This window comes from Micrococcaceae bacterium Sec5.1 (assembly GCA_039636795.1).
GTDB lineage: Bacteria > Actinomycetota > Actinomycetes > Actinomycetales > Micrococcaceae > Arthrobacter.
The window spans coordinates 2,159,546-2,173,337 of record CP143430.1 but is presented as its reverse complement, the minus strand read 5'-3'; the positions used below and the strand labels follow the sequence as shown (position 1 = coordinate 2,173,337).

The 13,792-nt window shown below is 62.5% G+C and carries 11 protein-coding genes and 3 pseudogenes; 7 read left to right on the top strand and 7 right to left on the bottom strand.

Annotated features, from left to right (window positions below):
* Positions 1–21: 21 nt before the first annotated feature.
* Entirely contained in the window at positions 22–1,137 is a 1,116-nt protein-coding gene (locus VUN82_10075; GenBank protein ID XAS74136.1) for a CaiB/BaiF CoA-transferase family protein, read from the top strand.
* Here VUN82_10075 and VUN82_10070 read toward each other — a convergent pair.
* The 6 genes and pseudogenes from VUN82_10070 to VUN82_10045 form a co-directional block, all read right to left on the bottom strand.
* Positions 1,118–1,321 (bottom strand): annotated as a pseudogene (locus tag VUN82_10070) (integrase core domain-containing protein). The gene VUN82_10075 and the pseudogene VUN82_10070 sit on opposite strands and share 20 nt — an antisense overlap.
* Before the next feature lie 161 nt (positions 1,322–1,482).
* Positions 1,483–1,756: pseudogene (locus VUN82_10065) on the bottom strand (helix-turn-helix domain-containing protein).
* A 138-nt stretch (positions 1,757–1,894) separates the two neighbouring features.
* Positions 1,895–2,332 (bottom strand): OB-fold domain-containing protein, encoded by a 438-nt coding sequence (locus VUN82_10060; GenBank protein ID XAS74135.1) that lies wholly within the window; start codon positions 2,330–2,332, stop codon positions 1,895–1,897.
* Positions 2,329–3,531, bottom strand: coding sequence for a lipid-transfer protein (locus tag VUN82_10055; GenBank protein ID XAS74134.1), 1,203 nt, complete (start codon positions 3,529–3,531; stop codon positions 2,329–2,331). Before VUN82_10055 ends, VUN82_10060 begins: the two co-directional genes overlap by 4 nt.
* A complete protein-coding gene (locus VUN82_10050) occupies positions 3,528–5,126 on the bottom strand; it encodes an AMP-binding protein (GenBank protein XAS74133.1) in 1,599 nt (532 codons plus the stop codon). Before VUN82_10050 ends, VUN82_10055 begins: the two co-directional genes overlap by 4 nt.
* A gap of 24 nt (positions 5,127–5,150) precedes the next feature.
* Entirely contained in the window at positions 5,151–6,764 is a 1,614-nt protein-coding gene (locus tag VUN82_10045) for an AMP-binding protein (GenBank protein ID XAS74132.1), read from the bottom strand.
* A gap of 220 nt (positions 6,765–6,984) precedes the next feature.
* On the opposite strand from VUN82_10045, the gene VUN82_10040 reads away from it, so the two are divergent.
* The 6 genes and pseudogenes from VUN82_10040 to VUN82_10015 all read left to right on the top strand — a co-directional run bounded on the left by VUN82_10040 (position 6,985) and on the right by VUN82_10015 (position 12,677).
* Entirely contained in the window at positions 6,985–8,502 is a 1,518-nt protein-coding gene (locus VUN82_10040) for a hypothetical protein (GenBank protein XAS74131.1), read from the top strand.
* Position 8,503: 1 nt separating this feature from the next.
* On the top strand, positions 8,504–9,208 hold the full coding sequence (locus VUN82_10035; GenBank protein XAS74130.1) for a nitroreductase: 705 nt from the start codon (positions 8,504–8,506) through the stop codon (positions 9,206–9,208).
* Positions 9,209–9,257: 49 nt separating this feature from the next.
* Entirely contained in the window at positions 9,258–9,755 is a 498-nt protein-coding gene (locus VUN82_10030) for a thioesterase family protein (protein XAS74129.1), read from the top strand.
* 114 nt (positions 9,756–9,869) lie between these two features.
* Positions 9,870–10,991, top strand: coding sequence for a nitronate monooxygenase (locus VUN82_10025; GenBank protein XAS74128.1), 1,122 nt, complete (start codon positions 9,870–9,872; stop codon positions 10,989–10,991).
* Positions 10,992–10,996: 5 nt separating this feature from the next.
* Complete coding sequence (locus tag VUN82_10020; GenBank protein ID XAS74665.1) at positions 10,997–11,779, top strand: enoyl-CoA hydratase/isomerase family protein; 783 nt, start codon at positions 10,997–10,999, stop codon at positions 11,777–11,779.
* A gap of 531 nt (positions 11,780–12,310) precedes the next feature.
* A pseudogene (locus VUN82_10015) lies at positions 12,311–12,677 on the top strand (helix-turn-helix domain-containing protein).
* Between the two features lie 116 nt (positions 12,678–12,793).
* On the opposite strand, the gene VUN82_10010 reads toward VUN82_10015, so the two are convergent.
* Positions 12,794–13,792 carry a tyrosine-type recombinase/integrase gene (locus VUN82_10010; GenBank protein ID XAS74127.1) on the bottom strand — a complete coding sequence of 333 codons (999 nt, stop codon included), beginning with the start codon at positions 13,790–13,792 and terminating at the stop codon, positions 12,794–12,796.

The window sequence follows — 13,792 nt, the reverse complement described above, 5'->3', positions numbered from 1 at the left end:
CCCGTGACAAAGGAGTGAACTATGACAGCCGAAGAGCGAAAGGGACCGCTTGACGGTGTCCGTGTTGTCGAAGTGGGCGGGATCGGCCCCGGTCCACACGGAGCCATGATGCTCGGCGATCTCGGCGCGGACGTCGTCCGCATCGAACGCCCTGGCTACGATTTCGACCAGGATCACTTCGACTTTGTGATGCGCAATCGCCGGATCACGGTCCTCGATCTCAAACGAGAATCCGATCTCGCCGACCTGTTCCGCCTGGTCGTCGGTGCGGACGTCCTGATCGAGGGCAATCGGCCCGGCGTCGCCGAGCGTCTGGGCTTCGGACCCGACGTGTGCCTCGACTCCAATCCTCGACTAATCTATGCCCGCATGACTGGGTGGGGGCAGACTGGCCCCCTCGCTGCGCGCGCGGGCCACGACATCAACTACATCTCGCTCACTGGTGCTCTCCATGCGATCGGACGTGCCGGCCAGCGACCGACCGTCCCAGTGAACTTCGTCGGCGACTACGGTGGCGGATCGATGCTCCTCGCGCAGGGGATTCTGGCGGCACTCGTGGAACGCTCGATGTCAGGTGAAGGCCAGGTTCTCGACGTCGCGATGGTCGACGGAGCGAGCATCCTGTCGCAGCAGATCCTCTCCCTACACGAACTCGGCAGATGGAGCGACCGAGGAACCAACACCCTCGATGGCGGCGCACCCTTCTACGACACGTACGCATGTTCCGACGGAAAGTACGTGGCCGTCGGAGCCCTCGAGGGACAGTTTTATCTCGAACTGCTACGCGGCCTTCAGCTCGACCCTGCCGACGTCCCCGACCGCGATGACAGCGCTCAGTGGCCTGCACTGCGAGCGGTGTTCACGAAGCTGTTCCGTCAGAGAACGCGCGAAGATTGGACTGAGATCTTCGAGAGTACAGACGCATGCGTGTCACCGGTCCTCGACTTCGATGAGGCCGCCCAGCATCGCCATATCGTGTCACGCGCAGTCCGGATAGAAGTCGAGGGCTTAAGCCAGGCCGCACCGGCTCCCCGATTTGGACGGACACCGGCGGGCGCGCCGAGCGCCCCACCGCGTCAGGCCTCCGTTGTAGACGAGATCCTCACCGACTGGAGCACTAGGTGTAGTTCCCCGTGAGGTTGCGAACGCGTTCTGATGGTGTTGGTCCTCCGATTGCGGCGTGGGGTCGGTGGTGGTTGTAGTGGTGGAGCCAGGTGAAGTAGGCGGCGGTGCGGGCGTCTTCTCTCTCGTAGGCGGTCGCGTAGGCCCACTCGGTGGCAAGAGTGCGGGTGAAACCTTCGACATTTCCATTGCTTTGCGGTGTCGTATGTCGCCGAGGGCCGCAGCCGCGGCATCCTGGTGCTCCCGTATGTGCAGTGCGATTGCGGGCGTCCCCGGCTTTTCGGTCTTGGGCGGATCCGAGGTGACGGACCCGTCACCCGCACGGTCCGGGATGCGGCCCTGCCTCTTTATCTCGCGCTGCAATCCCAGGTGATAGGCGAGGCGGTGCGGGCCCCACCGGGCGGTGAAACGCAACGCGATGATGCGGCGTTCCGTACGCCGCGGTCACTGATTTCGGGCAGGACGGCGGCCGAGAGCTGCGGTACCTCAACGGCAATCCTGCCCGGTACCGATCGACCCATCGTTTCGCCGTTGCAGGTGAACAATGACACCGTTCGGCCGCACGGCGAAGGGACCAGCCATCCCGAGTTATCAACAGGGCAAGACGTCGTCCCTCAGGTATCAACGCAGCAATAGCGTGTGTCCTGGAGACCTCCGGTTTACAGATGCGGGTGTGGTAACCAACATCCTGGTCGGCGGTCTTCGCTATGTCACGCGTTTCACAACCACCCGAGGAAGTACAACTAGTGCAACGTCCGAACGGTGAGCCGACCTACGCTCTCGCCCACTGCAAAAGCGTGTACGTACCGTCCTCCGCATCCTCGAAGATACCTTTAACGGGAGTCCCGATCGAGACGTCCTGGTCGCCGGGACCAAGCAGGTTGCCGATCAGACGCACATTGCTCGCGTTCGGCAGTTCCACCAGCGCCACGATATAGGGGACAGCGCCCGCGAGCTGTGGCCGCGCAGCGTGCCAGACGCGCGTCCAGCTATAGACCGTGCCCTCCGGCTCGGTTTCATCCCAGTTCAACCCAAACGTGTGGCATTTCCAGCAGACGACATCGGGAGGCCATGTCCATGTTCCGCATTGGCCGCAGTGTGGCAGCACGAGCCGATGCTCACGCAGCCCGTCGAAATGCGGGAGGTCGAACCCGTCCGGCATTGGCCGGGGGGTAACGAACGGCTCCGGAAAGTACAGATCCACACTCACAGCAGTTCCTTTGTTCCATAGATGACAGAGGTACTCACAGACGTCATTGGGCCACCCGCGCACAGGCAGGTTCGGGCATTCGCCACCTGATTGATCGCGGTGCCCCGAAGCTGGCGCACCGCCTCTGTATGCATCTGCATGGATTGGACGTACGCTTCGGCAAAGTTACCACCCGAGGTGTTGAGCGGCAGAGACCCACCAACGGTCAAGTTCTCGAAGGTCAACAGGGCGGCGGCTTCATCCGGGGTGCAGAACCCATGCTCGATGATCGCCATGACAACTCCGGCGGTGAAGTTGTCGTACACCTGCAGGACGTCGATGTCGGCAGGTGTCAACCCGGCCTGCTCGAACAGGCGTGGGGCGAGGGTCTTGAACCCCCCAGTGACGTAATCGGGGACGTTCTCCTGTGCCGCACTGCGTAGCGGTCCTCCCCCAGCCGCAGAAAGAATGTACACGGGGTCATCGCGTAGATCCTCAGCACGCGCTCGGTGGGTGATCAGGACGGCCGCGGCCCCATCGCTCTCGGCGCAGCAGTCGTAAAGATGAAAAGGCTCGGAGATCCAACGCGATTCCTGGTACGCGTCCGATGACAACGGGCGGCCGTGCATGACGGCGTGCACGTTGGTCTGAGCGTGGTGGTAGGCGGTACGTGCCACCGCTTCGAAGGTGCTCGGGTCGACACCGACAACCTCGAGCAACCGCTGCGCGCGCAGGGCGTACTTCTGAGCGGGCGTCAGCAGTCCATGGGCTGCCGTGAAACCGCCAAACCCATGCCCCGAAACCTCGTTCGACGCGGACGCTCCGCCGCCGTATGCCCCCAGCCCGAATCGAGCGGATGATGGCTGTGTGATGGCACGGTACGCGATCACGTTGTCTGCCATGCCGGTCGCCACGGCTGCGGCAGCCAGGCCGATATGACCGCTGGAGCCGCCACCGCTGATTGTCGCCTGCATCGCCGACACCTTCAGGTCCTTCAACCCCAGTGCTGCCGCGATTTTGGGCGGTTCATTTTTGTCACCGCCGAACGACACCAAGCCGTCCACATCACGCACGTCGATTCCCGCATCGTCCGCTGCCGCGATCACCGACTTGAGGCACAGCTCGAACTCCGAATCGGGCGAGCCACCCCGCTTGTAAAAGGCGCTCTCACCGATCCCAACGATCGCCGCGCGCCCGCGAAGGGTCCTGAAATCGTTCATGAGGTGCTGACCACTCCGTTCGTCGCTGCTATGAACTCGTCGCGGAGTCTCCGCTTCAACATCTTTCCTGAGGGATCACGCGGCAGATCATCGCGAAACTCGACGCTGCGCGGACACTTGACATCGGCGAGACGCGACCGACAGTACTCGATTAGTTCCCGGGCCAGCGCGTCCGCGCCGGGACCAGGTTCTGGCATTTCGACCGGCTGCACGATCGCCTTGACCTCTTCCCCGAAGTCCGGGTTGGGAACGCCGAAGACGGCGACGTCCAACACCGCAGGATGAGCGGAGAGAACATTCTCCGCCTCCTGCGGATAGATGTTGACGCCGCCCGAAATGATCATGAATGCTTTACGGTCGGTCAAGTAGAGGAACCCGTCCTTGTCGACGTGGCCGATGTCGCCGAGCGTGCTCCATCCTCGTGGATGCCGCGACGCCGCGGTCTTGGCTGTATCCCCGTGATACTCGAAAGAGGCACCGTTGCCAAAAAAGACGGTCCCGGTTTCGCCCGTGGGCAAGACCTGTCCATCCTCGTCGCAGATGTAGATCTCGCATCCGATCGGGCGGCCGACGGTGCCCGGGTGCGACAGCCACTCCTCGGAGTTGCAGAAGACAACTCCGTTGCTCTCGGTTCCGGCGTAGTACTCGTACACCACGGGTCCCAGCCAATCGATCACCTGGGCCTTGAGCGCGGGCGGGCACGGCGCGGCGGAGTGGATGAAGTACTCCAGGCTAGAGACGTCAAACCCGAGCCGCGCCTCGTCATCCAGGCGCATCATCCGGGACATCATGGTCGGAACCACTTGACTGTGCGTTGCTCCGTACGTTTCGAGCAGTTCCAGGAACTTTGCAGGATCGAATTTATCCATGATCACCGCGGTGCCCCCGAGCGCGGTCGTGGCCATGACGAAACGAATCCCCGCGCCGTGATACAGGGGCGCCGGGCAGAGGTAGACCGTGCTCTCGTCGAAGTGAAATAGCTTGCGCGCCACGTATGACACGCCCACTGCAGCCGTTTCGAGCGGCGCCGCCTTCGATTTGCGCACGATCGCCTTCTGACGACCCGTCGTTCCGGACGAATACAGCATGTCCGCGCCCGCCACTCGCGGCGAAGGGAGTGGGGTGGGATCGGCGGCCTCCACCGTCGCCTCATACGATTCGAAGCCGTCGACTTCGCCTCCGATCACCAGGCGAACGCCGATTTCCGGACGCTCGCGGGTTACCTTAGCCGCGACCGTTGCGAACGCGGCGCCGCAGACAATCGCGCGAGCGCCGCTATCCGATGCGATGTAACTAAGCTCTTCGGCTGTGAGTCGCGTCGAGCAGGTCGTGTAGACCAGTCCTGCATAATGCGCACCCCAGATCACCTCGAGGTATCGCTCGTGGTTCTCCAACAGGACCATGACGTGGTCGCCGGGTGCAAGCCCCCGCGCAGCGAATGCTCGCGAGATGCGGTTTGCCCGATCATCAAGTTCACGGTAGGTCTGCGTCCATCCGCTGGCGCCGTGGATCAGGGCGATGCGGTCAGGTGAATCCGCTGAGTACCGTCCCGGGTACCGCTCGGTCGTCGTTGTTGTCGTCGTGTCTTGAGTCATTTCGAAGCCCTTTACCGAAGCCGATCAGAGGTGTGCTTTAGCACGGCGTTGTTCGCGGGTCACGCCGAGTCCCATCGATATGAGATCGTGCGTGGCGTTGTTTATGCCTACGGCTCGGAGCTGATCCTTCATGACTCGACCAGAGGCATTTCGCGGTAGCTCGCTGACGAGCTCGACATACTGGGGAACGGCGAAATATGGCAACTCCTGCCCCATGTAGGTCGCCAGCTTCGCGAAGTTGAAAGAATCGGGATCCTCCACAACCAGGCACGCCTTAATCGCCTGGTCGAGTTCGCCCTCGATTTCCACCCCGTGCACGGCTACTTCGAGCACGCCCTTGAATAGAGCCAGCGAGCGTTCAAGTTCGAAGGCCGAGATGTTCTCTCCGCGCCGACGCATCGAGTCCTTCTTCCGATCCACGTACTGGAGCTCGCCGTCGACTTCGCGTCCCATGTCTCCGGTATGAAACCACAGACCCTCAAACGCTTTCACGGTCGCGGCGTCATCGCCCCAGTAGCGCTGGAACAGTGCGTGCGGCTCTTTGGGCCTCACTACGATTTCGCCGACGGCCCCAACGGGTACGCGTCGTCCGTCATCGTCGTGGATCTCGACGCTTAGGGCAGGGGCCGGGCGGCCGGTGTATGGGCTGAGGCTCTGTTCGGCGTACGAGTTATAGGCGATCGGATAACATTCGGTCTGACCGTATTGCTGCGTCAGTGTCCGGATGCCGAACCGCGCCTCGAACTGTTCCTGCTCGGCCACGGAGAGTTGCACAGTGGACATCGCGCGCAATGTGTGGGTCTTGTCGGACGGCCCCGGCGGCTGCTTGAGGAGGGCCTGCGCGATCCAGCCGACACCGACCGCGACGGTGGCCCCCACCTCTTTCGCGCGGGCCAGATACCGAGAGGCGGAAAATCCGGTCTCGAACACAACGGGGATGCCCACCGCGAGCGCCCCAAGAAGGGGAGTCTGTCCGCCGACGTGAAACAGGGGGGCAGCGGTATATACGACGTCGCTGTCTGTCAACGCCGACAGCGCTTCGGTGTATCGCGCCCAGTGCTTGGTTTGACCGTGACTGATCACACAGCCCTTCGGCAATCCTGTGGTCCCGGATGTGTACAGGATCGTATAGACGTCGCTATCGTCCGCCGCTACCGCCGTGATGGGCTCCGCCTCGGACATCAGCTCGTCGAACCCGACGAGCTCCAGCCCCTCGATCTCGTGCCCAGCCTTGTCACCGTCGACCAGTACAACTAGCCCGAGATCGGGAAGCGACGACGCCAGATGGCGGACCATCTGGATGCCGGCCGCATCTGTCACAAGTGCCCTGCATCCGCTGCTGGTGAGCTGGTGGCGAAGGGGCTCGCCTTTCAGGTAGATGTTCAGTGGCACGGAGATCGCCCCCAACGCGGCGGTCGCGAAGAGGCTGGTCACCATCTGCACGGATGTCACCGCCATGATGGCTACGCGATCCCCAGGGGCAACCCCGCGGGCGGCGAGGCCGCCCGCCAAACGCCACGCCGCGTCTCGCACCTCTCCGTAGGTCATGCTGTTGTCGGCCACTGTCAGAAAGCGATGATTGGGCCTTTCATCTGCCCAATAGTCGATCAGCTGCACAACTGTCTTGTCTTCTCGCACGGACCCTCCTTGGTCAGCGACCCGACGTCGTTCCCATCATCGGTTCTGGGGCTGGACGTGTCGTCAGAGCGACATGCCACAGAATGTGTGGTCACCGCCGATATCAAACTGGTTTCGTCTAGTATGCCGATATCCGACTGGTTTCGTCTAGTATATGGTGCAGAGAGAGGATCGACGTGCACATACCTAAAATCGATCATTCTTCGCGAAAGGCATCGAGATGAATTCCATGGTAGACCCCCGCAGCCCCGTCATCGCCGGGGTAGGTCAGGTGAATGCCCACTATCCGGCCGCCGAACCCGCCGAGCTTCTAGCAGAGGCGCTCAGCATCGCCGCTCCGTCGCGTGCGCTCAGCGCGCTGGACGAACTCGACGTCGTCGCGATCGGCACCCGCCCCTATAGCAACCCGGGGGCAATTGCCGCCACCGCGCTGGGGATTACTGTCAACAACATCGGCTATACGACGCACGGCGGTCACTTCCCGCAGATGCTCGTGAATCGCGCGGCGTGGAACGTTTACACCGGCAAGCGCGACGTGGTCGCGATCGCGGGTGCCGAGAGCTGGCGAACGCGGCGCCTCCTAAGGAAAGAGGGCAGATCGTCGGGATGGACGGTGCAAGACTCGGGTGATCAGCCGGACGAACTCATCGGCCGGGAGCTCTCGATGTCGACAGACATCGAGACACGTATCGGCTTCGGGGATCCACTCGATGCCTACCCGATGCTCGAGTCTGCGATCCGGGCAGAAGCTGGCCGTTCCGTCGAGGAGCAGAACGATGTCATCGCCTCGCTGTGGTCCGCCTTCAATGCCGTCGCCGTTAAGAATCCCTACGCTGCGATCCGTCGAACCGTCACCGCGAAGGACATCCTCTCGCCTGGCGGCGGCAACCGCCTGATCAGCCATCCCTACCGCAAGCTCGCCGTCTCCAACAACGATGTGGATCAGGCGGCTGCCCTCGTGGTGACTTCCTACGGTCGGGCGAAGTCACTCGGGTACTCGCCGGACGACCTGATCTTCATTCATGGATTTGGCGAGGCAGTGGACTGTGACTCGTTTACGGCACGCTCGTCTTACACGAGCTCGAAAGCCATCGAGGCCGCCGCGATGGACGCGCTGGCAATGGCGAAGGTCTCCATGCGCGATATCGACCTCGTCGACGTCTACTCATGCTTCCCGTCCGCCGTGCAGATCGGCGCCCGCGCCCTTGGACTTCCCCTGACGGGCGACCTGACGGTCACAGGGGGGCTTACCTATGCGGGAGGCCCGTGGAACAACTATGTGACGCACTCCATCGCGACTATGGTGACCATTCTGCGCGAACAGCCTGACGCGCTCGGAATGTGCACGGCCAACGGCGGCCTGCTGACGAAGCACGCAATCGGCATCTACGGGGCGCAGCCCCCAGTGGCACCGCCCGTAGAGCCGCGTGTGCGACTCCACGACGAGCAACGTCCCGTCATCGAGAGGACAGACGGGCCCGTCACCGTCCTGGCAAGCACGATCCGGTACGCCCGCGATGACATCCCTCATCACGGATTCGTCATCGGAGAGACCGCGGCAGGCGATCGCATCGTGGCCAGAACAGAACAAAACGAACTACTAGCCGCGCTCGAGTCAGCTGATCTCGTCGGCAAGACCGCAATAGTGGAAGGAACCCAACTCATTGATCTCGCAGAGCGCTCTCACTCCCCCATTACGCGCGCCTCAGGCGCCTCCCGCAGAGGGACAGGTGATTAACATGTCGTCCAGCCGATTCGCCGATTCGTACTCAGAGGCACAGAGTTTCGGCGCGCTGGTGCACGGACGCCAAAGCACGCGCGCCTTCCTTGCTGACCCCGTGCCGCACGCGACCCTCCAGGAAATCTTCGACCTCGCGCGAAGATCTCCGTCGTGGTGCAACAGCCAACCCTGGCACGCGTACGTCACCGAAGCCAGCGAGACCGAGCGGTTTCGTACTGCCTTGCTCAGCAACGCGGTCGCGCACCCCGGCGAGGTTGCGTCGGACGTGCCCATGCCCACGGATTATCGCGGCGCACACCTCGAGCGGCGACGCGAGAGCGGGTGGCAGCTCTACGAGGCCGTCGGCGTCACCCGCGGCGACCGGGAGGCATCGGCCCGGCAATCCCTGAAGAACTTCGAGCTGTTCAGCGCCCCGCACGTCGCCATCATCACGGTCGACGTCGCGCTCGGTCCGTACGCCATCCTCGATGTCGGCATCTTCGTCGGACACTTGCTGCTTGCCGCAGAATCGATGGGGGTTGCGACCGTCCCACAAGCCGCGGTCGCGACGCGGTCGCCCCTAGTGCGCCAGTTCTTCGACATTCCCGACACGGAAGCAGTGCTGGTCGCCGTCTCCCTCGGCTGGCCGGATCACGCTCACCCTGCGAACAGCTACAGGACGACCCGCGCGGATTCGGCCGACGTCGTCCGCTGGCGCGGCTGACGCCTGCCGGTATCGCGATGGCCACGCACGACAAAGCAAGGAAAGATGCATGACTCCCCTGAATCTCGGAAAACTGCTAGGGCTCACCGCCGTTATCGACACTCGAGTTTCCGAGGACCTCGTCGACGCTAACGGCCATATGAGCCTGCCTCACTACCTGACGGCCGGAGTTCGGGCTCTGTGGGCCCGCGCGAACCCGCTGGGGCTTTCAGATGCGCGACAGCAAGACATGTCGTTATTCGTATCGGAACAGCACGGACGATATCTAAGTGAGATGCTCCTCGATGATCGCTACACCGCGCATCCCGCCTTTCTCAATCGCTCACGCCGGGCACTGCACGCCGCCACGTACATCGTCGACCGGACCCACGAGCGGCTGGCCTGCCGAATCGAAAGTGTGAGCATCTTCGTGTCGACGCAGACCCGACGAAGCATCGATTTTCCCCCGGCTTTGGCCAGGGAACTCGACGCGGTCATACGCGAAGATCGCGGTTTGATCGACGATCCGACTCTTTGCGAGGGGCTCTGGCGCGCGGCGCCCGCCTAGCTCTAGAGACTTTGCCGACATACTGCCGCAAAGACGAAACAATATTGTGCACTAAGCGTCAGTAAATGCTATTCTGGGCCCTATGCTCGACCCAGAGCCAACGGAGGTAAAACGATGCAGACAAAGATCTGTCAGATGCTCAAGATCGACATTCCGGTGCTCGCCTTTTCTCACTGCCGCGATGTCGTCGCGGCAGTGAGCAAATCTGGCGGCTATGGCGTACTCGGCGCGGTGCTCATGACTCCGGAGGAGTTGGAAGCCGAACTCACGTGGATCGATGATCATATAGGTGGAGCCCCATATGGCATCGACCTCATGCTGCCCATCGGGCTCGCCGACAGTGGCGACGAACCCGACTCCGTAGAACTACCAGCCGATGCCGTCGCCTACCGGGATAGGATGCTTCGCGAGCACGGCATCGACCCCGAGACGCTCACGCCGGTCACGATGGCAACGGCGCAGTCTTTCTCGGAACATCGGGCCAACGAGCTCATCGATGTGGCTCTGGCCCACGGAGTGACGTTGATCGCCAGCGCACTCGGCCCGCCTCCGATCGCGATGGTCGAGAAGGCACATGCCGCGGGCGTGTACGTGGCAGCGCTCGTCGGCAACAAAAAGCACGCGCTGACCCAGCTCGACCGCGGGGTGGACGTAATCGTCGCACAGGGGTACGAGGCTGGCGGACATACAGGCGAGATCGGGACGATGGTCCTCACGGCCGAGATAGTGCAGACCGTCAAGGCGATCAACCCAGACGTGCCGGTACTCGCTGCGGGCGGAATCATGAACGGCCGTCAACTGGCCGCCTCGGTCGCGCTCGGTGCTGCCGGTGCGTGGTGCGGCTCGGTATGGTTGGCCAGCCGAGAGGCAGAGACTGAGGAGCACCTTAAGAGAAAGATGCTCGAGGCGACTTCGAGCGACACTGTGCGATCGAAGTATCGCACCGGCAAGCCCTCTCGCCAGTTGCGCTCCGCGTGGCACGTCGGATGGGAAGCGCCCGAAGCCCCGGCAGCACTCGCGATGCCACTCATGGGATATCTCAGTGAGCCCGCCCTCAAGAAAGCGAGCCAACTCGCCGACAGTGGACACGTCGGCGCGGCGGAGTTGAGTACCTACTGGATTGGACAGGGCGTTGGGCTCATGAATCAGCCCAAGAGCGTGGCGCAGATCATGGAAGACTTCGCAGAGGGATACATCGAAGCCGTGGCAGTGCTGACAGAATCAATCGACGAGTGACCCAGATGGCGTTCTCCGAAGACGGAGTCACGATCGAGGTCGATGGGGCGGTGCGTATCGTCACGATCTGCCGGGGCGAGCGCAACGCCATCGATCAGGAGTTGCACGAAGCGCTCGTCGAGGTATGGAAGCGAATCGAATCTGACCCACAGGCTCGAGCCGTGCTTCTGCGCGCCGACGGCAAGCACTTCTCCGCCGGTGGAGACTTTGCCTGGTTCCTGGAGCTGAACGCCGACGATGGACTTCGGGAACAGTCTTTCGTCGATGGTCAACGACTGCTCGACGCAATGCTGAAATTCCCCTTGCCGGTCGTCGTCGCCGTACAGGGCGCAGCCGTTGGTCTCGGGGCGAGCATGGTGATGCTCTCTGATTACGTTTTCATGGCCGACACCGCGTTCCTCCGGGACCCACATACGTCGATCGGCCTAACCGCTGGTGATGGTGGGCTCATCTGGCCGTTCTCTACGGGCATGCACATCGCCAAGCAGTATCTCCTCCTGGGAGATAAGTTCACAGCGACTGAAGCGCATCGTCTCGGTGTCGCGAACACCCTCGTGTCGGGTGATGACCTTCGGCAGCGCGCTCTCGAAACCGCACACCGGTTCGCCGCACTTCCGCCGCAGGCCGCCCAGACGACCAAACGGGCGCTTAACATGCTCATCGAGCACAATGCAGGCGCAGCGATGGCCTACGCGCTGGCGTCGGAGCGACTCGGTTACCACACTCCCGAGTTCCAGGCGAAGCTCGCGGAGTTCGATAGTGGCTCCAGAGCGGCCGCTTCGGGATAGGGCCACGGTAAGTCCGCAGCGCTGACCCGAAAGCTCCGGTCAGACAGCCACCGTCGCTTCTTCTGTAATCCATTCGATCGAGGGATCTGCCGTCGACACGAGCACGAGTGTCACGGCGTTCCTGATGAACACGTCGAGCGCGGGGGTAAATAGCGTGCTTCGGCGCCGGAAGCACGTGCATCAGGATCACCCCCGAGAGGCGTCGAGCGGAAGGGTGACCGGGATTCCTTCCGGAAGCTCCCCCACATGCTTTGGCACGACGGACCACTGCCAACTGCTCCATGCGGAAGGCGGTGGAGGACGCGAACCCCGGGTCTCGAGTCAGCTCCGCCAACACGCGAAGAAATGCGCGACCACGCGTGCCGGCGTACGTGACGGCAGTTGCCCGCGCCAGCACTTCGACGTCGCCCGCGTAGGATCCGCTGTCGGGACTGTCAGCGACGAAGGGAACCTCATGCTCCAGTGCCGCGGTTAGCAACTAGTGGCGTGTCTCCAAACTAGCTAGATGTCGGCTGTTAATATTGATGTATGTCGAATCGTGCTCCTGCTTTGGTGGTTGGTGTGAGCCCGGCGACAGTCAGGCCCTGGCGTGCCCGCTTCGCGGAAGATGGCCTCGCTTATCTGGGAGAGGTTCGTCCGGGGCGGGGCCGTAAGCCGGTCATTCCACAGTCCAAGATCGATGAGACTGTTGATTTAACGCGCAATTCCAGGCCTGAAGGGCAGACGCACTGGTCGGTGCGGACGATGGCCGCGGAGGTGGGCGGCCAGGGGTTTGAAGCCGCATCTGGTGGATACCTTCAAGCTCTCCAATGATCCGCGGTTTGAGGAAAAACTCATTGACGTCGTCGGACTGTATTTGAACCCGCCAGAGAAGGCGGTGGTGCTGTGCATGGACGAGTTATGCGAAGGTTCGCATAACTCGTCTGATGTGAAGTCATCGGTTATGTGAAGTTTCTGGCGTCTGGGGTGGTGAGCGGCTTGACGGGCGCTGACTTCTTCGCATAACGGGTGGGTTCAGATCGCTTGGCGGAGCCAGGCCAGCAGATCCTGCCGGGCGGTCTGGTCGTAGTTGCTTGTTCCGAGTACGTTGGCGGCGGCTGCTTCGATGGCTTGGCGTTTCATTTCCGGGCTGGCTTTGGCGTAGATCTCGGTGGTGATGACGGAGGCGTGGCCGAGTATGTCGCGGATGTAGATCAGATTGACGCCGTTTTCCAGTAGATGCATGGCCTTCGAATGGCGCAGCACGTGGGGCGAAACAGTCGTGGGGACGAGTTCGGGACGGTCGGCGTGTGCGGCTTGGGCGCTTTTGGAGAGTATGTAAGCGGCGCCGGCGCGTCCCAGCCGTTGATTGGCTCTGTTGGCAAACACCGGACCGGAGGAGTCTTGAGGCAGTGTGCCGACGTGCTGGGCAAGGATCACGGCGGCCTGCGGTGTCAGTGGAACGACCCTGGTTTTGCGGCCCTTTCCGGTGAGAGTCGCGCTGGCGGGTTTGTCGAGATGAAGGTCGGCAAGTGACAGGTCGCAGGCTTCTTGGACTCTGGCCGCGGTGTCGTAAAGGGTCGTCAGCAGCGCCAGGTCGCGCGGTCCGCGACGTTTGGCGTGCTCCAGCAGCAGCCCGATCGCTTCCAGGGGCAGGTAGTCGATGGCGGGCTCGGGAGCTTGGGCGGCTTTGAGGCTGAAGACTTGTTGGGCCTGTGCGATTTGCTCGGGGGCTTCGGTTTGAACGTATCGGAAGAACGATTTCAACGCCGCCAGGCGCTGGTTGGCGGTGGCGGCGGAGCAGCCCCTGTCGGTGCGCAGCCAATCGAGGAAGGCCGCCACGTTCGGCGTGGTGAAGTCTGTGAAGGAGACCCTGTCCGGTGAGGTCGCCAACCGGTCTTCCATGAACCGCAGGAACAGCGTGAACGCGTCCCGATAGGCGGAGATGGTGTTCCTGGAACAGTCCCGGGTGACGGGGAGGTGGACGGTGAGGAACCGGGCCAGCATGTCGGCGAAAGGGCGGGCGGCAGCCAT